Source organism: Desulforegula conservatrix Mb1Pa (genome assembly GCF_000426225.1).
Classification (GTDB): Bacteria; Desulfobacterota; Desulfobacteria; order Desulfobacterales; family Desulforegulaceae; genus Desulforegula; species Desulforegula conservatrix.
Genome location: NZ_KE384509.1, coordinates 5,132 through 23,346 on the forward strand (window position 1 = coordinate 5,132; position 18,215 = coordinate 23,346).

Here is an 18,215-nt window from a genome sequence, read left to right on the forward strand (position 1 = left end):
GACGATGAAGAACTTGAAGTTTTGGAGGATGACTCCGAGATTGTTGAAGTCGAGGATGAAGATACCGAAATCATTGAAGTGGATGACGATGAAGAACTCGAGGTTTTGGACGATGACTCCGAGATCGTTGAAGTCGAGGATGAAGATACCGAAATCATAGAAGTGGACGACGATGAAGAACTCGAGGTTTTGGACGATGACTCTGAGATTGTTGAAATCGAGGATGAAGATACTGAAATCATAGAAGTGGACGACGATGAAGAGCTTGAAGTTTTTGAAGATGACTCTGAGATTGTTGAAGTCGAGGAGGAAGATACCGAAATCATCGAAGTCGATGAGGATGATGATCTCGAGGTTTTAGAAGATGATTCCGAGATTGTTGAAGTCGAGGACGAAGATAGCGAAATCATAGAAGTGGACGACGATGAAGAGCTTGAAGTTTTGGACGATGACTCTGAGATTGTCGAAGTCGAGGATGAAGATACCGAAGTTATTGAAGATGAAGAAGCTATCGAGCTTGAAGATGATGAAGAGCTTGAGGTTATAGACGACTCGGATAATATTGAAATACTGGATGAAGGCGAAGACTTTGAAGAAATAGATGAAAGAGCCCTTAACCAGAGCGGCATGCCCATAGACGCATTCAGTGATGAGTTCAAAATTGACCCTGAAAAACTTCTGTCAGAGCAATTTGACGGCTATCTTGGGGCGATGGAAAGATTTTACAACCAGTATCTTATAATTCCTGGCGGCAATTATACTGTTGGCTCACACAGAGGTGGGAAAAACGTGATGCCGATTTCAGAAGAGCAGATAGAAACTTTTTATATGAGCAAATTCCCTGTAACAAATGCTCTTTTTGAAGTATTTGTGGAAAAAACAGGCTATATCACGACTGCTGAAAAAAAAGGATTCGGGTTTGTCTATCGTGGAAGATTTCTACAGAAAACAGACAAAAGAACAGGCAGAAAAATCTCTGTGTGGCAGGCTTCCCTCACAAGACAAAAAACAGAAGGGGCCTTCTGGTATCAGCCATTCGGGCCTGCAAGCAATCTTCACGGCAAAAGGAACCACCCTGTTGTTCAGGTAAGCCTTGAGGATGCAAGGGCATTTGCAGCATGGACTGGTAAAAGCACCCCCACTGAGATTGAATGGGAAGCAGCTGCAAGGACATACGACTACATGCTTTACCCATGGGGCAACGAATGGATTCCAGGGAGATGCAATGTTGAGTCAAGCGCAATTTCTGATACTACGGCTGTAGATTATTATCCTGACAGTGTAAACCCTTTTGAGATAGAAGATCTTGCGGGGAATGTGTATGAATGGACTGAAACTGTCGCAGATGCCATGTCTTCGCCGGATTCAGGAAGAATTTTTTATATGGCAAAGGGAGGGAGCTGGATTTCACCTGATGCCTTTGACATGTCAATGAGAAATATTTTCCCTTCGGACTTTACATCAAATATAATCGGATTCAGATGCGTTGCCAGATAATTACAACAATATAGCTTTATTCGGGGTTTAAAAATGTTTTTTACCAGCAAAACTTATGAAAGACGCATAGAAAAATTACGTAGCCAAATGGCAGAAATGGAGCTTGATGCACTTCTTGTATCCATAGAAGAAAACAGAAGATATTTAAGTGGATTCAAAGGAGAGGACACACAATTTGACGAATCCGCAGGTATTCTACTTGTATGCAAGGATGCCCTGTTTCTTCTTACGGACTCACGATTCGAAGAACAGGCCAGAAATGAAGCAAGCTCTTTTGAGACAAGGATTTACCATTCCGGTATGCCTAAAACTCTTGCTGAAATAATCAAAGAGAAAAAACTTGTAAGAATTGGCTTTGAAAGCCTAAGAATGAGCGTCAAACAGTTTAATGATTTAAAATCTGCAACAGATGAGCTTAACGTAATACTGTCTCCTTGTGAAAACATGGTGGAGAATCTGAGAATAATTAAAGATGATGAAGAAATCTCTTTAATGAGGGATGCTCTCCATATATCAGAAAGTGTTTTCAAAGCCCTTCTCCCCCAAATCATACCTGGCGTTACTGAAAAACAAATGGCCTGGGAGCTTGAAAAGAATCTGAGACATGCCGGAGCCGAGGCTATGTCTTTTCCTGTCATAGCAGCTTCAGGTCCTAATGCCTCTCTTCCGCATGCAATTCCATCTGACAGAAAGCTCAATACTAATGAAGGATTTCTTTTTGACTGGGGAATAAAGCTGCATGGTTATTGTTCAGATATCACAAGAACGATATTCATTGGGAATCCTCCCGATGAATTCAAAAAAGTTTTCATCACTGTTTTTGAAGCACAGCAGAAGGCCCAGTCCGCAATTAAGGCAGGGGTAAACGGTAAAGACATAGACAGAATAGCCCGCGACCACATAGAATCATCTGATTACAAAGGAAGATTCGGACACAGCCTTGGACATGGAGTTGGGCTCGCCATACATGAATCACCAAGACTAAGCCCTATTAAGGACTTTATCCTGGAAACGGGCATGGTAGTTACAGTTGAACCGGGGATCTACATACCAGGATGGGGCGGAGTAAGGCTTGAGAATATGGTCGTGGTAAAACCGGATGGGTTTGAGATTCTTAATTCAACTTCGAGCCTTGACTTTGCTCACTGGCTGTAATTTTAATTTCTGATATTGGACTCATGGAATCCTTCGGACTTATTGACTCATATCTGAATTATCTTATTATAGAAAAAGGCCTTGCTGATAACACTATTACTGCTTACAGCAGCGACCTGTCCTTTTTCATGGAATTCATTGAAGGGTCAGGCTCAACAAGTATTAAGGATATTGAACAGTCTGAAATACTGAAATATCTTATTTTCATGAGAGACCTGGGCCTTGATGCAAAATCAAGGGCGAGGAAGCTGATTGCGGTTAGGGGGTTTTTCAAATATCTGTGCAGAGAGGAAATAATTGAAAAAGACCCTGCAAAAGCGATTGATCTTCCACGGTCTTCCCTCAAACTTCCTGATGTGGTTTCAGTACCACAGATAAAAAAACTGCTCGATGCCCCGGATGAAGATACTCCGGCAGGTATAAGGGACGGCGCAATGCTTGAACTTCTCTATGCTTCTGGGCTGAGAGTTTCTGAGCTTATAAATGTCAAATTAATGGATGTAAATCTTGAAGCAGGTTTTGTGCGGGTTTTCGGCAAGGGAAGCAGGGAAAGGGTCATACCACTCGGAAGCTATGCAATTAATAGAATTGAAAAATATAAATCCGAAGCAAGGCCTTTTTTTCTAAAAGGAGAAAGAAGTGATTTTCTATTTCTTTCCAAAAGAAGTAAACCAATGACAAGGCAGGGATTCTGGAAAATTTTAAAGGGGTATTGTCTGAAAACAGGACTTCTGTCCAGTATTTCACCACATACCTTCAGGCATTCATTCGCGACACATCTGCTTGAAGGCGGAGCCGATCTTAGGGCCGTTCAGATAATGCTCGGTCATTCGGATATTTCAACTACACAGATATATACCCACATTTCCAGGGATCACCTGAGAAGTGTACATACAAAATACCACCCAAGGGGTTGATTCAGGCGGATTTTATTATGAGAGACACACTTTTGATTCTTGGAATAGTATGTGCCATATTGGGTTTCATATTGCATGACCTCTGGTACGTTGCAGTTCCTTCACTTGTAATCTCTTTTCTGATAGGCCCTTCAGGAAGAAGGCCTGACGGCCAGAAAAAGCTTCCTGGCCCCTTGGGTTGGGCTCTGGACGAAATAATAATAGCGATAAAAATGAAAAATTGTCCACATTGCGGTTATAAAGTTTTAAAAAAGGACACTATCTGTTTTTTCTGTAAAAAGGAAATCAACTCTCCGGCTGAAATACCTGAACTGGAAACACAGGCAGATGATGAAGACACTGAAAACAAAGAAGACAACCAAGGCGATAAGCTGTAGCTGTCTGATAATTAGAAAGAGGTTAGAATCAAATGATATCTGTTATGATAAATGGCCTACCAGGTAATGTTGCAAAGAATCTTATATCCCACACGATTTCAGATGCAAGATTCAAACTTGTACCCTTCTCCCTCACTGGACCAGATACAAAAGAAGACAGTATTAATGTCGATGGTGTTGAGATAGGTCTTCTTAAGCCTGAAAACAGGGACGAAAAAATAAAAAGAATAAAAAAAGATTACGGGAATTTCATAGCCATCGACTATACCCACCCCACTGCTGTTAATTCAAATGGAGAGTTTTATGCCAGGCACTCCATTGATTTTCTGATGGGAACCACAGGAGGAGACAGGGAAAAGCTTTTCAAGGATGTTGAACAGTCTTCAATATGCGCTGTCATTGCACCAAACATGGCAAAACAGATTGTGGGCTTTCAGGCCATGATGGAATACGCGGCTGATACTTTCCCGAATCTTTTCAAAAACTACAGTCTGAAAATCAAGGAAAGCCATCAAAAAGGCAAAGCTGACACAAGCGGGACAGCCAAAGCAATGGTGACCTACTTCAACAAATTAGGACTCGACTTCAAGGCCGATGACATAATAATGGAAAGAGAACCAGAAAATCAAAGGATGATGGGAATCCCTGAAGATCATATAAAAGGTCATGCCTGGCACACATATACACTCGTATCAAACGATGAAACCGTAAAATTTGAGTTTACTCACAACATAAATGGAAGAGATATCTATTCCACTGGAACTCTTGACGCTGTCGAGTTCCTATCAGGTAAGCTTGGGAAAGGGCTTAAAGGCAAAATATTTTCAATGATTGATGTTCTGAAAGGCTAAAATCAGGCTAATAAACCAGTCCTTCAAATCCCATTTTCTTATATATGGCATGGGTTCCGGGGAAGCTTTTATAAAATTCCCCGGAACCATAAAAATTTTTCAGGATCAAGACAAAGCGATATTGTGGCGGAATCCCAATATCATCTTATGGAATTAATTTTCAATATTATCGGCCTGTCTTCTTCTCCCTTGGCAAAGGTAACAGGGCCTGGTCTGCGGAAACAGTCATTATCAGGATGAGCTGCCAGCCATTTTTCCCTCGTTGCCTTGAAAACTTTGAACGCATTGCTGTTAACATCAACAAGACTCTTTTCAATAACAAGCGCAAGCTTACCCGTTCTTTCCTCAAGATGCATCAATGGCGCTATTGGAATGCCTATTGGCTCCCAGCTCTCGAAATCATGCTCAAGATTCTTGATTGCTGCCATCTGGCCAGTAACGCCTCCTGCAATCAGACTGAATACGCTTAATCCAAGATTATAGGTATAGTTGCAGTCAAAAAGGGTCGGATCCCCTCCCCTTCCGTCATAGCCATAAAAATGGGACTGGGTGCTGAACTTTGGCACCGACATTTTATAAATCTTTGTAATTACATCCGGGAGAATGTCATCGTCTTTATTCTTTTCTGTTTTTAGGGCATGTTTAAGGGTTTTAACAGAAATGATTTCTTTTTTTACCAGAAGGAATTCTTCTGGATAATTTCTAAAAATAAGATGTCCGTAATAATCAGGATCAAATCCATCTCTTTTAAGCATTTTTTTAAAATAATCTACATGAATACCTATTCTGTATTCACCTTTTTCTTTCAAAATATTCAGATAATCTTTGACAAGACCCATCAGAACCTTGTCAGTTTCCACCTGTGAAAACTGAAAATTTCCGTGGCTGTCTCTTTCCATGAGAAGACCTTCCTGGAAAAACGGAGGAATATCATTGAAAAGATCATCATCCCTTGTATTCCATATTGAAAAAATATTATCTTCCCTAGAATGTCTTGCCAGCCGCCTCAAATAATCGAGTTTGTCTTCAAGCGCAGCGAATGTCGTATGAAAATCGTCATCATGAGCCCTGTTATAGTCGGCTATGATTGTATTCAATTTAATGATAAAAATCTGAATTTCATTTATAAACTCCAGAAGGCCTTCGGGTATGACTATAAGTCCGTAATTTTTACCAACGGCTGCGCGCTTTACAATGGCATCACATATGACCCTTGAAACATTTCTAAGGGTCATGCCGTATGCAGTATAATCGATCTCGTTTCTTTTGCCCGCTTTTTCAAGCCTTGAATAATCTACATAGTCGGCGAGTTCCTCACCGATGAAAGTCATATTGGCGTGGGTCTGAAACGCAACTTCAAGGGCAAGATGGCTTGCAACCCGTCCCATTACCTTACAGATATGCCAATATTTAACATCAGAAGAGCAGTCTGTGCACAGATCGCTTATGCTCTTTGCAAACCCCCTAGCTGCGGTATGGAACCCAAAAGACATGGCACACAATATTTCGCCGTCAATAGTTTTTACCTGAATATCGCCGTCAATGGTTTTAGGTACGCCTATTACCTGTACTCCGTCTGCGTAAAGACTTTCAGCAAGAAAGGCTGCGTTTGTGTTTGAGTCGTCGCCGCCGACTATTACTATTGCATCAAGATCGTAATCACGGCATGTTTCCCTGCAAAAGGCCGTCTTTTCAGGGGTATCAACCTTGGTCCGGCCTGTTTTGATCATGGAAAAACCGCCGATATTTCTGTAGGGGGCCACGATCTCTTTTGTTATCTCCACAACCTGGCCATCGATTATCCCGTCAGGGCCGGCTAAAAAACCATATATCCGATTTTCAGGATTTGCTTTTTTTGCCGAATCAAAAAGTCCGGCTATTACGTTATGGCCTCCCGGTGATGGTCCTCCTGAGAAGACGATCCCAATATTCCTCTTCTTTTTCCAGTTTTCAGGAATATCTATTTTCGATCCGTCAGAACTATTTATGCCTTTTATCCTGTAAACTGGTTTTGATATGATATGGGGCAGTTTTCTCAAGGCTTCGGGGTGCTTGTCAAAGGTATACTCAGGAGCTGGTTCAAGAACATTGAATCCTGATTTGAACGCATCACAAACTGGAGGTTTATATGATAGTCTTTCTCTGACCCAATCGCCATCTTCTTCCACAACTTTAGTTACTTCGGCGTGATTAATCAAATACTCCGGGCTCAGACCACTTTTTTCCAGCATTTTACCTCCAAATCATTATAAAAACAAATTTCCTGGCAAATATCATTTTGGACAAGGCCGCAAAAATCCGCTTCAGTCATTCCGGATCAAGTCCGCATGACGCTGACATTTTTTTCGCCGTTTGCGAGTCCATCAACTTATACGTTAATACAAATTTTTCTTTGTTTCCGCTCTGGCAGGATATTTTTTTTAAAAAAAATCGGCGGAATTTTTTTGCCCTGCGCCTTAAATCCAATAAAGATCAGGAACGCTTATTAATGAATGCTCTTTACCAGAAAATTAAAAACGCTAAAAGCTATTTTGAGGCTATCCTGTTTCTGCCGTTTTTCTTGGCCACATACATTGCCTCATCGGCCCTAACAAAAACAATGGCAGGTTCAGCGTCATTTTCATTTACCTGTGAAGCACCGACACTGACAGTAATAGATACCTTTTCTTCCTTATGCATAAACTCTGTTGCCTCAACTGTTCTCCTGATTTTTTCAGCAACTTCGAGAGAGCCCTGAATTGGTGTTTCAGGGAGAATAACAACAAACTCCTCGCCTCCGTATCTTGCAAGAGTGTCACTATCCCTAAGAACAGGCTGAACGCGTTTTATTATTTCCTGGAGACACCTGTCTCCAACCATATGACCGAATCTGTCATTAATACCCTTGAAAAGATCAACATCAAACACAAGAACCGAATAAGGACTCTTATATCTTCTGAATCTCGTAAATTCGTCCAGCATCCTTCTTTCATATGCTCTTCTATTGAATGCTCCGGTCAAGGAATCTTTGAGCAACTCAACTTCGAGGTCATGGGCTTTGGTGTTTGCGGCCTCAATTTCATGTTTCATCTGGTCTATGCCGCTTTTGAGGTAGGAAAGTCTCTTTTCTGTCTCAAACCTTGCCTGATCGTCGGTATTTGACTTATTTTTAATGGCTTCACGGATTACAGATAATTTTGAAGCAACAACACTCTTTAGTTCATCCAAAGTCTTGCATGAATCAAGGCCTGTACTGATTTCGGCAATATGGTTCTGAAGGTTGAGACTGAATGATTTATTAGCGCTGTTTGCCTTTTCAGAGTCAGAAAAAGAGCCAAGAAAATGATTCTCTATCTCTATAAGCCTTGTGCCAATTTCTCTTATAAAGGATGCTGCATCCTCTCTTTCCAGGCTGATCCTTGTAATGTAATCCCTTATAATTCCGATTGTTGCCAGTCTAACACCATTAAGATCATCATATTTACCGGCACTTTCCAGATCTTTAATAACGTCTCTGAATCTTTCAAGATATTCCTGACCAAGACTCAGACGAAGCTCATTCAAAAGATCCCTGTATGCATCCTTATAAAGCTCGATTTCTGCTGATTGTGTATGTTTGTCTCCATGGGAACTCTTTTTAAAAAGCCTTTCAAGCAGGCCACCTTTTTCTTTCTGTTTTTCAGTATGATCCGAGGCTTTAAGAAGGGCGTCTTTTAATGATGCAAAAGACTTTTCAATAAAAAGAATATCATTTTCCTGCCTAAGAGCAGATCTAAAGCCCTCAATCTCATTTGTAAACGGGAAATTAGCGTAATTTTTAAGGGCATCAGAAAGAAACTGAAGTATTCTTCTGAAAATTCTGTCCTGCTCAGCGCCCTGTTCTTCGGCGTCTGCAATATGCCTCAGCAGATCGGTTTTCTGCCCCTGAACCCTTACCAGCTCTGCCTTGACTGACTCCAGCTCCTTTATATCAGAAGTAGGCTCTGACGGCGGAGTTTTTTCAGGTTTTAAGCCATCAATGATTTTTTTGATCTCTTCATTGCCGGCAATAATCATGGCAATACCTGTAACACTAAGAGCCTCACCTTTTGCCGCTAATTCCCTAATAGCAGAGACAGCCGCATCAGCTATCACATCAGGTATTTTTTTTTCATTTTCCATGGATTTACCAGTATGATCACAAAAAGTTTTGGTTTAATGAATATGATGGTTTCCCAAAAAGCCCACCCGCTGCGTTTAAGCCGCATCTTTCGTCATTGTTGCTTATACTAAAAACCAAGCCTCATTCCAAAAGATTTGCACGCCTTGAATTTGGAGCTTTCTGCTTTGCCATCTTTTTGAGTTTTTATCAAATTTATGCAACGGAGGTTAGAAAAAATCAAGCTGTAATCAATTCGTTAATGAACCGGATATTGCAATTGCGTCACCTTTTTTTATCCAGCCTCTCTTGTCATCACCATTTGAAATCCTGGCATAGCCATCCTGGATTTCTTCGATCAGCACAATTGTGCCTGCATGAAGCTTAAAAAGATCAGGCGCATTTTCAGATGTTCCTGATTTCACCGATATCTCCGGAGGGATGACAACGGCGTCCATGGCAGCCGCCCTTTCATACAGGCAATAAAATGAATTGGACAAAAAAACAAAAGACGCTGCTCCGGTTAATGCTATAACAGGTTTGATATACTGGTTCTTTTTGAAATATAACATTGCGCATGAAAGCCAGAATACCAAATTCAATATTAATCCGATCTTTAAAATATAAGGCTCTGAAATAAACCTCTGCATAAAGAAAATATCATAAAATATTGTTCTCTTGATTTCAAAATCATCCTTTAGCCTGTTTTCCAGATATCCTGAATTGTATTTAAGATCAGGATCCGACGGAGACAGCCTTTCAGCCCTTTTATACCATAAGGCTGCTAATCCGTAATTTTCAAGCTTCAAATAGCTGTTCCCGATATTATAATAAAGACTTGGACTTGAAACGCCATATTCGGTTGCAATTTTTTCAAAACCTTTTGCAGATGCCTTATAATCACCCTTTTCATATGCCTTTACAGAATCAAGAAATATTGCATCCCTTGTTTTATCTACGGCAGCATGAACACTTCCTGAAACTAAGAAAAAAAATATGGTAATAATAACAAACAATGTCAAAGACTTCATGGTTTTCATAATACCCTCCTGACAAGCTTTTCAGCTGATTCTCTCAGTTGGAGCATTTTATCCGATGTAAGATCAATTCCGCTGAATCTCTGCATTTCAATCTCTTCAAAAATCATTGAAAATTCATTCACAATTTCATCTGAAAAGCCCGCTTTTTTCATCTTTGAGCGTATGTCTGATGAGGTTAATGATTCATGGACGCAGTCTGTTTTTGAGGCCGCTGCATAAGAAAGCGCCTTGTGGAGAAGCGAAAGAAACTCATCATTGGAAACAGTTTCAGACAATTTCTTAAAAGCAGTCAGGCTTTCAGTTTTCAGCTTCGCTGGCAAGGTTTTTCTGCTTGAATTAAGCCTGGCTGCAAGCACAAAAACAAGAAAAGCCGCCGGAGGCGAGAGCAGAAACACAATGAACCACATTAAAGATATTTCTGAATGATGATCCAGAATATCAAGTGATGTCTTTATATGGAATATATCGTTTGCTGATACAGAGGGTGTGGACTTGGAATTTTCCTGTTTTGCGTCAGACTTTGCCTCGTGGGAATTTATCTTGGCGTTTTCGCCTTCGGCTACTCTTATGACAACAGGATCTGTTTCTATCGTTTTATATTCACCAAGAGTAGAATCAAAATATGAAATTTTGACAGGTTTTATGGTAAATTCCCCAGCCTTTGTGGGAACAAGAGCAATTTTAAATGTTTTTTTGCCTGAAAAACCCTCTGCACCGGCGTCCTCCTTAAGTTCAGGTTCATCAGGATAAACCTTGAAAGAATCAGGGATCTTAACTTCAGGCTTTCCAATGTCACCGACTCTGCCACCTGTGCCTTCAAATTCTATGCTGAGAGTTCCTGAATCACCTGTTTTAAGTTCTTTCTGCTCCATATTCATTCTGACTGACAAGTTGCCTACAAAGCCGGAATTAACAAAATCTTTGGGTGCAGGAGGCATAGCCTTGACTTCAACAGTCACAGCCTCTGATCTTAGCGATCTTCGTTGCAAAACAGCTTCTGGAAATCCGAAAACGTCCCTTCTTACTCCAGAGCTTGCTTCATAAACAAGTAATGCAGGATCAAAAATGAATTTGCCGGTTTTCTGAGGCGTTAACAGTACTTTTTTCTCAAGAACATTATAAGGAATTCCATTGATCGTTTTCGTATAAGATGAAGGACTCTTGATCTCAGTTGCTGAAAAATCTGCAAAATCTGGAAGGGTAAGATTTGGCCTTACGATCTGTTCCCTGAAGTAAAGATAAAAAGTGTATAAAACAGATTGCCCCTGATAAATGGTTTTCTGGCTCAATCTTGATTCCGCAAAAATATCTCCGGTTGCCTTACCTCCTGAAACAGACGCTGATTTGTCTTCTGCAACTTCAATCACAATCTGTTTTGTGTACGCAGTCTCACCACTCGCTGTCACCTTAAGTGCAGGAATTTTAAGATTTCCGGCTCTCTTGGGAGATAAAGCCACGACAATGGAAGTATTTGCCGACATTTTGCCATTTATGAACTGGGTCATGCTTGAAGATGAACGGGAAAGAATATCAAAATCCCTGATTTCAGAAAAATCTGCGTCAAGGTCAGAAACGCTGTCAGAAGTTCCGACTGTAAGCTGAACCGTTTCCCCTATTGTCATCTTGGTTCTTTCGATTTCCGCAGTTGCCGTGAATCCAAAGGATACGGAAGCGCTTATAATTATAAGAACGAAAGCAATAGCTGATATCCTAAATACTCTGGCACTGATCATTATTACCAGTCCTTTTCAATATTGCGTTTTTTATATGAAGGAATCATCGCAGCTCCGGGCTTGTCCTGAAGCCTGTTTAATTTCATGTTAGATTCGCTGCCTTTTTTTTCAGGTTTTCCGTCTGGATTTTCATCCGGTTTTTGCTCGCCACCCTGAACAGTTCCAGCATCTTTATTCTCCGGTTTTTCAGGCTTATCAGGAGCAGCATTATTTTTATCTGCATTATCAGTGCCGTTCTTATTCTGATTATAGGACTGCCCTGATTGCTGATCTTTTGGTTCTTTATCGTTTTGAGAAGAGTTGCTGTCCGGATCTTTATTACTCTGATTCTGGTCTTTGTTCTCCGGCTTATTATCCGATTGACTATTTGGTTGGCTATTTGGATCAGAGTTTTTATCCTTGTTCTGCTCATCATTCCCGGTTTGGGAAGATTCTTTTTTCTGCTCTTTATTTTCCTTTTTATTCTGATCCTGCTTATTGTTTTCCTGATCTTTATTATCTTGATCTTTTTTTTGCTCCATCACTTTTTTTGTGAACTCAAGATTCTCTTTGGCATTTTTATCTTCAGGATTGTATTTCAAAGATTTTTCATAGTCTTCAATAGCTGCCTCATAATCGCCTTTCTTGAATTTTGAATTGCCAAGATTGTAATGAATCCTGCCTTTATTCTTTTCGTCAGAATGCTCAAGAGCGCCTGAATAGCTTTTAATTGCAGCATCATACTGATTCATTCTGTAATACGTGTTGCCAAGGTTATAATAAATATCAGAACTATCAGGTTCTTTAACCTGGGCAGAAATAAGATCATTAACGGCTTTTTCATAGTCTTTGGATTCATAGGCTTTTTCAGCGGATTTCATGAGTGAGTTTACTGTTGAAGCCTGGGCTTCTGTACCAAAATAAAATGAGCTCATCATAAAAAAAATAAGAATCGACAATCTGCGCGAAGAAGGTATGAAAACATCTAAAAAAAGCAGAATAACAGCAATCAAAAGTGGCCACTGGAATCTGTTTTCAAGAATTTTCCTTTTCCCTGAACGCATGATGCTTTGATCCATACTTCCACGGATCTCTTTTTTGTAAAGGATGTCAAGATCCATATCTCCAGCCACGGAACGAACATAAGACCCGCCCGTTTCAGCGGATATCTTTTTTAAGACATCCTCATCCAGCCTTGATAGCACCATATTCCCTGATGCATCTTTTTTGAAACCACCGCCTTTCTCGGGTACAGGAGCAGCAGTTTCACCGCCCACGCCAATGCAGAAAATCTTTATGCCCTTATCTTTAGCTTCCTTAACAGCCTTCATTGTATCGCCGGATGTTGCCTCACCATCGGTAATAAAAATAATTGCCTTTTCCGAATTGGAATTCTTATCAAAACTTTCTAAACTGGTTTTGATGGCTGCCTCAAAATCACTGCCGCCAACAGGTAGATAGTCAGGTGAAAGAGCATTAAGAAAAATTGTATACCCGGAATAATCCAGAGTTAAAGGACATTGCAGAAAAGCTGTGCCAGAAAATGCGACAAGGCCGACTTTGTCACCTTCAAGCATGGAAATAAGATCAACAATCTCCCTTTTTGCCCTGTCAAGCCTTGTGGGTTGGACATCTGGTGCGAGCATGCTTCTTGAGCAGTCAACAGCAAGGATTATCTCAATTCCCTTTGCTTCATATTCCTGCCAGATATGCCCATACTGAGGGCCTGCTGCTCCAATAAGAAGAAACAAAAAAATAAGAATGCCTAAAAAAGCCTTGAAAATTCTTCTTTTTGCAGAATATCCCGGCAAAACTGCCGCAATATTCTCTTTGCTTACAAATGAGAAAATTATTTTGTTACGTTTTCTGATTCCTGTAATAAAAATAAAAGCAAGTGGAATAACAAGCCATATAAGTAGAAAATATTCAGGATTTACAAATGTCATGGTACCTTCAAAAATCTTGTGTTTGAAAGAATTGCGTGAATCATGAAAAGCAAAAGAGCGGAAAAAACAAAATACGGATAAAGCTCTTTGTATTCTGAATGATCCTTGATTTTAATCTTTGTCTTTTCAAGTCTGTCTATTTCCTCATAAACAGAAGCAAGGGCTTCTATGTTCTCAGCCTTGTAATACTTGCCTCCGGTTGTGGTAGCTATTTTTTCTAAAGTAGCTTCATCAGTCTCAAATCTTGCCTGATCAACGTACTGGCGGCCACTGAGTTTATCCTTATTAAGAAACGGAACAACCCCGTTTGTCCCTACACCGATGGTATATATCTTGATTTTCTTGTCCGCTGCTATCTGGAGCGCTTCTTCAGGGGTCAACTCTCCGGCATTGCTCTTCCCATCAGAAAGAAGAATTATAATATTTGATTTGCTTTTTACGTCCTCTATTCTTTTAAGACTTATGCCAATGGCATCACCAATTGCTGTTTCCAGTCCGGCAGCGCCAATTTCAACCTTGTCAAGGACATAGGAAATTGTCGAATAATCCCTCGTGAGTGGAATCTGGGTGAATGCCTGGGAAGCAAAAACAACAAGCGCAATACGATCGCCAGTCCTTTTTGAAATAAAATCCCTGACAACCGACTTTACAGCATCGAGCCTTGTAACTCTTTTGCCGTCAAGCTTGAAGTCAAGGGCTGACATGCTTCCTGAAATATCAAGCGTCATTACAATATTGACGCCTTCGGAGATTATCTCATTCTGCCTGAGCGCAAACTGCGGGCGAGCCAAAGAAATTATGGCTATGACCATTGCAGCATATTTTAAAACAGGAACCAGTCTGGCTATTTTTGAAGACAGTCCTGTAGGCAGTCCATTCAAGAAATCAGTTACAGGAAGATTAATGGCGCTTCTGCGGGCCTTCATCAAGCTGAAAAAAACAGCTGCCGGAACCGCAAAAAGCAATAAAAGATACGCTGGAGATCCAAAGACAAACATTTTCCTGGTTCAGCCTCACTTCAATTTGATTAGTATTTTGCCGTTAAAAAGGCTAATTCGTTGGTCGGATTAGAGCGTCCTTTGCTCGTAATCCGACATTTATCCGAATGCTGGCGGGTCGCTTTTTGAAAAAAGCTCCGCAAAAACTTATTGTTTTTGATGCCCGTCATGAAAAAAACAAATGATAAAATCACAATGGCAAATATCTTTATTGATTAAGATCCTGATCCCAATTCTGTTTTTGTGTTTAGCCCTTCGGAATCTTCTTTATTCTCTTTTAAAGCTGGCCTGGTCATTTCCACAAAATTTCTTATAAGAAGAATATCGTCTTCCATTTTTACGTTATCAGCTCTATCAAGAGCAAATTTGACCATATCGCTTCTTGCGATGAATGATTTTATGTCAAATCTGAACTCTTTAAGCGCTGAAGAAGAATCTAAAAATCCGTCCAAAACAGGTCTCAGCTCTTCGGCGGTCATCTCCATTGCATCCACGGAATAACGTATAGAAACATATCGTCTGAGAATCTCGCTCAGGCTGAAGTAAAATTCTTTTTCAGAACATCTGCCAATGGATTTAGACAAAACATCAAGCCTTTTTACTGCCTCTTCCCATGGAGGAAGCTGGGGAGCCACTTTGTTTAAAGGCTGTTTCTTAAATTTTTTCCAGATCAGGTAAGAAGCAAGAGCCACAAGAGCCGCAGCTGTAAGGCAAGCAGCGATTATTGCCCACATTGGTATGCCGTGGGCAGGCATCAGCGATGCTATGTCGTGGATATCTTTCATCTGTTGTGCAGTCTGCCCCTGGGGTACGGCCTTTGTCATATCCCCGGGAGATACGGTTTCGGCCTGGGCGGCAGAGGCAAGCGCCATTATAATAAAAAATATATATTTATACATTAATGATAGTCCTGAAAAACCCTTAAAAATAGCCTTTAATAAACCGGAACAAAAGCAGACAGTCAAAATCAGCTGCCGCCAAGACGCGCAAAGCGTCTTTCCCTTTTACGGAAATAATTCTCCAATTTTTCAGAGACATCAGACTCCGTATCGACATCAATTACATCTATATTACCGGACTTCATTATGGCGAGGGCATCATTTTTGATTTTCGTTCTTTTTTCAATGAAAGCATTTTTAAAAACCCTGTCCCCGGCATCTGCAAAACTAATCGCCCCTGTTTCAAGATCCCTTAAAAGAAACACTCCGCTTTCAGGCAATGTATATTCAGACTTATCGGAAATCATCACAGAAATAAGCTCATGTTTTCTTGCAACATGCCTTAGCTCCTTATCATATTTTTCAGCGATAAAATCAGAAACAAGGAATGCCAGGCTTTTTTTTCTGCAAACCCTTGCAAAATATGCCAGAGCTTCGGAAATATCTGTTCCCTTGCCCTCTGGCTCAAAAGAAAAAATCTCTCTCAGAAGCATCCAGATATGACCAGCGCCCCTTTTGGGCTGGATATATTTTTCAACCTTGTCCGTAAAAAGAAGGGCCCCGGACTTGTCTCCGCTCCTTATAGCGTTGAATGCGAGAACAGCTGCTATTTCCGCAGCTTTCTCAAGTTTGAGACTTCCTTTACTGCCGAATCTGTTGGATGCGCTCATGTCTATAAGAAGCATCACGATCCGCTCTCTTTCTTCCTTGAAAAGCTTGACAAAGGGTCTGCCCATCCTGGCTGACACTTTCCAGTCAATGCTTCTCACCTCGTCACCCGGAACATATTCCCGCACCTCTTCGAATTCCATGCCTACGCCTTTGAATGCAGACCTGTATTTACCGGTCATCATGGAGTCTGCAATGCGCCTGCTTTTTATATGGATGCGTTTGATCTTTTTTAAAATTTCCAGGCTGATCATAGCTTTTTATGGCACCTCTACGCCATCGAGTATTCTTCCAACAATATCATCCGATGAAATTCCTTCTGCTTCTGCCTCGTAAGAAAGAATAATCCTGTGCCTTAAGACACTCTTGGCCATGGTTTTAATATCCTGGGGAGTTACGAAGGCTCTGCCCTGGAGAAAAGCGTGGGCCCTTGAAGCAAGGCTCAGATATATGCTTGCCCTTGGTGACGCGCCGAACTGAATGTATTCTGTAATCGGTATTCCGTAGTCCTCTGGTTTTCTTGTAGCCATGACTATATCGACAATGTAATCCTTTAGTCTTTCATCCATGTATACGGATTTTACGAGCTTCTCAAGTTCATCGAGCTGGGCCGGAGAAATAACTGCCGAAATGTCCGCAGGCTCACTAAAACCAATTCTGGACATAATCTCTTTTTCTTCCTGCTTTGAAGGATAATCAACAATGAGCTTAAGCATGAACCTGTCAACCTGGGCCTCAGGCAGAGGATATGTTCCTTCCTGATCAATCGGGTTTTGCGTGGCAAGAACAAGAAAAGGATGGGGCAGCTTAAAAGTTGTATCTCCGATTGTCACCTGTCTTTCCTGCATTGCTTCAAGAAGCGCTGACTGAACCTTTGACGGCGCTCTGTTGATTTCATCCGCAAGTATTATATTGTGAAACAGAGGCCCTTTCTTTATGGCAAATTCACCTTTTTCAGGCCTGTAAATTTCAGTTCCGATAAGATCAGCAGGGAGAAGGTCAGGCGTAAACTGGATTCTTTTGAATTCAGCATGCAGACTGTCTGCAAGAGCTTTTACCGCACTTGTCTTTGCAAGGCCTGGAACGCCTTCAATAAGAATATGCCCCCGTGTAAGGAGACCTATTATTAAACCGTCCACCAACTCTTTCTGGCCCACAATAACTTTTCCGACCGCTTCCCTAATTCTTGAAATTTCTTGAATCTTTTCAGCAGCCAAAGCCTTGATATCATCCATAAATATACCTGAATCTCCTTGGACAGAAAATTTAATATTGAAGAGAGCTGAAGGGGAAGCTCTGCCGGCACGTATTGGGGAGCATGGCGGCAGAGCCAAATCAGGTATCGCAGCGGCAATCATCTTTGAATCACCATCCTGATTTTTTAATCCGCCTTAATCTACTACATCAATTCAGTCTTTCAAGGCCTTATATAAAAAAATAAACGCCCCTTCCTGATATGGTTGTCACCAGTCAAGAGAATAATAATCTCCCATCCACTTTTTTAGTGGCATCAATGGACATTATGTCCAGAGCATAGGCAGAGGCGAAACAGGTTAAACGACGATTGATCAACCTGATATACGCGGGTTGGATACCGCATGACAAGACTTCATCGCGGAGCTGCCTCATTCTACGAACGGGAGTTCGGCAAGCCTTATCCCAAGGTCGGGTCGAGGATTCTCCTTCGTTTGTTGCGCCCCTGCCTATAGTCTGGAACAGATTTTGATAAATATCTTTCAATGAAAGATATTTTAAGGCTTATCCGTCTGGCAGCCAAACCTGTCAATCTGAATGGTCTGTCAAGGCTGCGAAGCACCGAGCTTGCGAGGCTTGGCCTTGACGGGCCGGGCAGATTGACAGATGCTGTCCCTGACGGCATGAGCCATCTTGTAAAAAATCAGTTTATCTCCTGAAAAATGCCGAATAAAATTTCGTACCTATGCATAAATCTGCACTTCCCTGGCTATGGCCCAAACAAAAGCCGCAAGCTCCCTACCG

The 18,215-nt window shown here is 41.1% G+C and carries 15 protein-coding genes; 6 read left to right on the forward strand and 9 right to left on the reverse strand.

Translation table 11 applies throughout. The annotated features are described in order from the left end of the window. From K245_RS27075 to dapB, 5 genes are all read left to right on the forward strand, one after another. On the forward strand, positions 1 to 1,497 hold a 1,497-nt coding region (locus K245_RS27075), incomplete at its 5' end, for a formylglycine-generating enzyme family protein (protein WP_051284552.1). A gap of 33 nt (positions 1,498 to 1,530) precedes the next feature. Further along, positions 1,531 to 2,652 (forward strand): M24 family metallopeptidase, encoded by a 1,122-nt coding sequence (locus tag K245_RS0121985; protein ID WP_027360865.1) that lies wholly within the window; start codon positions 1,531 to 1,533, stop codon positions 2,650 to 2,652. A 23-nt stretch (positions 2,653 to 2,675) separates the two neighbouring features. Then, a complete protein-coding gene (xerD, locus tag K245_RS0121990) occupies positions 2,676 to 3,569 on the forward strand; it encodes a site-specific tyrosine recombinase XerD (RefSeq protein WP_027360866.1) in 894 nt (297 codons plus the stop codon). A 17-nt stretch (positions 3,570 to 3,586) separates the two neighbouring features. Beyond that, positions 3,587 to 3,946 carry a hypothetical protein gene (locus K245_RS0121995; protein WP_027360867.1) on the forward strand — a complete coding sequence of 120 codons (360 nt, stop codon included), beginning with the start codon at positions 3,587 to 3,589 and terminating at the stop codon, positions 3,944 to 3,946. A 32-nt stretch (positions 3,947 to 3,978) separates the two neighbouring features. After that, positions 3,979 to 4,797, forward strand: a complete 819-nt coding sequence (dapB, locus tag K245_RS0122000; protein ID WP_027360868.1) for a dihydrodipicolinate reductase — start codon at positions 3,979 to 3,981, stop codon at positions 4,795 to 4,797. 140 nt (positions 4,798 to 4,937) lie between these two features. Here dapB and K245_RS0122005 read toward each other — a convergent pair whose 3' ends face one another. The 9 genes from K245_RS0122005 to K245_RS0122050 all read right to left on the reverse strand — a co-directional run bounded on the left by K245_RS0122005 (position 4,938) and on the right by K245_RS0122050 (position 17,452). Continuing rightward, positions 4,938 to 7,028: a 6-phosphofructokinase gene (locus K245_RS0122005; protein ID WP_027360869.1), complete on the reverse strand. Its 2,091-nt coding sequence runs from the start codon at positions 7,026 to 7,028 to the stop codon at positions 4,938 to 4,940. A gap of 295 nt (positions 7,029 to 7,323) precedes the next feature. After that, positions 7,324 to 8,937: a sensor domain-containing diguanylate cyclase gene (locus K245_RS0122015; protein WP_027360870.1), complete on the reverse strand. Its 1,614-nt coding sequence runs from the start codon at positions 8,935 to 8,937 to the stop codon at positions 7,324 to 7,326. A 228-nt stretch (positions 8,938 to 9,165) separates the two neighbouring features. Further along, positions 9,166 to 9,954 (reverse strand): tetratricopeptide repeat protein, encoded by a 789-nt coding sequence (locus K245_RS0122020; protein ID WP_027360871.1) that lies wholly within the window; start codon positions 9,952 to 9,954, stop codon positions 9,166 to 9,168. Beyond that, positions 9,951 to 11,687, reverse strand: coding sequence for a BatD family protein (locus K245_RS0122025; protein WP_027360872.1), 1,737 nt, complete (start codon positions 11,685 to 11,687; stop codon positions 9,951 to 9,953). The genes K245_RS0122020 and K245_RS0122025 overlap by 4 nt, the downstream gene beginning before the upstream one ends. A 2-nt stretch (positions 11,688 to 11,689) precedes the next feature. After that, complete coding sequence (locus tag K245_RS0122030; protein ID WP_027360873.1) at positions 11,690 to 13,612, reverse strand: VWA domain-containing protein; 1,923 nt, start codon at positions 13,610 to 13,612, stop codon at positions 11,690 to 11,692. Beyond that, on the reverse strand, positions 13,609 to 14,610 hold the full coding sequence (locus K245_RS0122035) for a VWA domain-containing protein (RefSeq protein ID WP_027360874.1): 1,002 nt from the start codon (positions 14,608 to 14,610) through the stop codon (positions 13,609 to 13,611). Before K245_RS0122035 ends, K245_RS0122030 begins: the two co-directional genes overlap by 4 nt. A gap of 215 nt (positions 14,611 to 14,825) precedes the next feature. Continuing rightward, complete coding sequence (locus K245_RS0122040) at positions 14,826 to 15,509, reverse strand: hypothetical protein (RefSeq protein ID WP_027360875.1); 684 nt, start codon at positions 15,507 to 15,509, stop codon at positions 14,826 to 14,828. 68 nt (positions 15,510 to 15,577) lie between these two features. Continuing rightward, positions 15,578 to 16,471 (reverse strand): DUF58 domain-containing protein, encoded by an 894-nt coding sequence (locus tag K245_RS0122045; RefSeq protein ID WP_027360876.1) that lies wholly within the window; start codon positions 16,469 to 16,471, stop codon positions 15,578 to 15,580. Between the two features lie 6 nt (positions 16,472 to 16,477). Further along, on the reverse strand, positions 16,478 to 17,452 hold the full coding sequence (locus K245_RS0122050) for an AAA family ATPase (RefSeq protein ID WP_027360877.1): 975 nt from the start codon (positions 17,450 to 17,452) through the stop codon (positions 16,478 to 16,480). Between the two features lie 504 nt (positions 17,453 to 17,956). Here K245_RS0122050 and K245_RS27960 point away from each other — a divergent pair. Then, positions 17,957 to 18,130 carry a hypothetical protein gene (locus K245_RS27960; RefSeq protein ID WP_156906888.1) on the forward strand — a complete coding sequence of 58 codons (174 nt, stop codon included), beginning with the start codon at positions 17,957 to 17,959 and terminating at the stop codon, positions 18,128 to 18,130. The last annotated feature ends 85 nt before the right edge of the window (positions 18,131 to 18,215 follow it).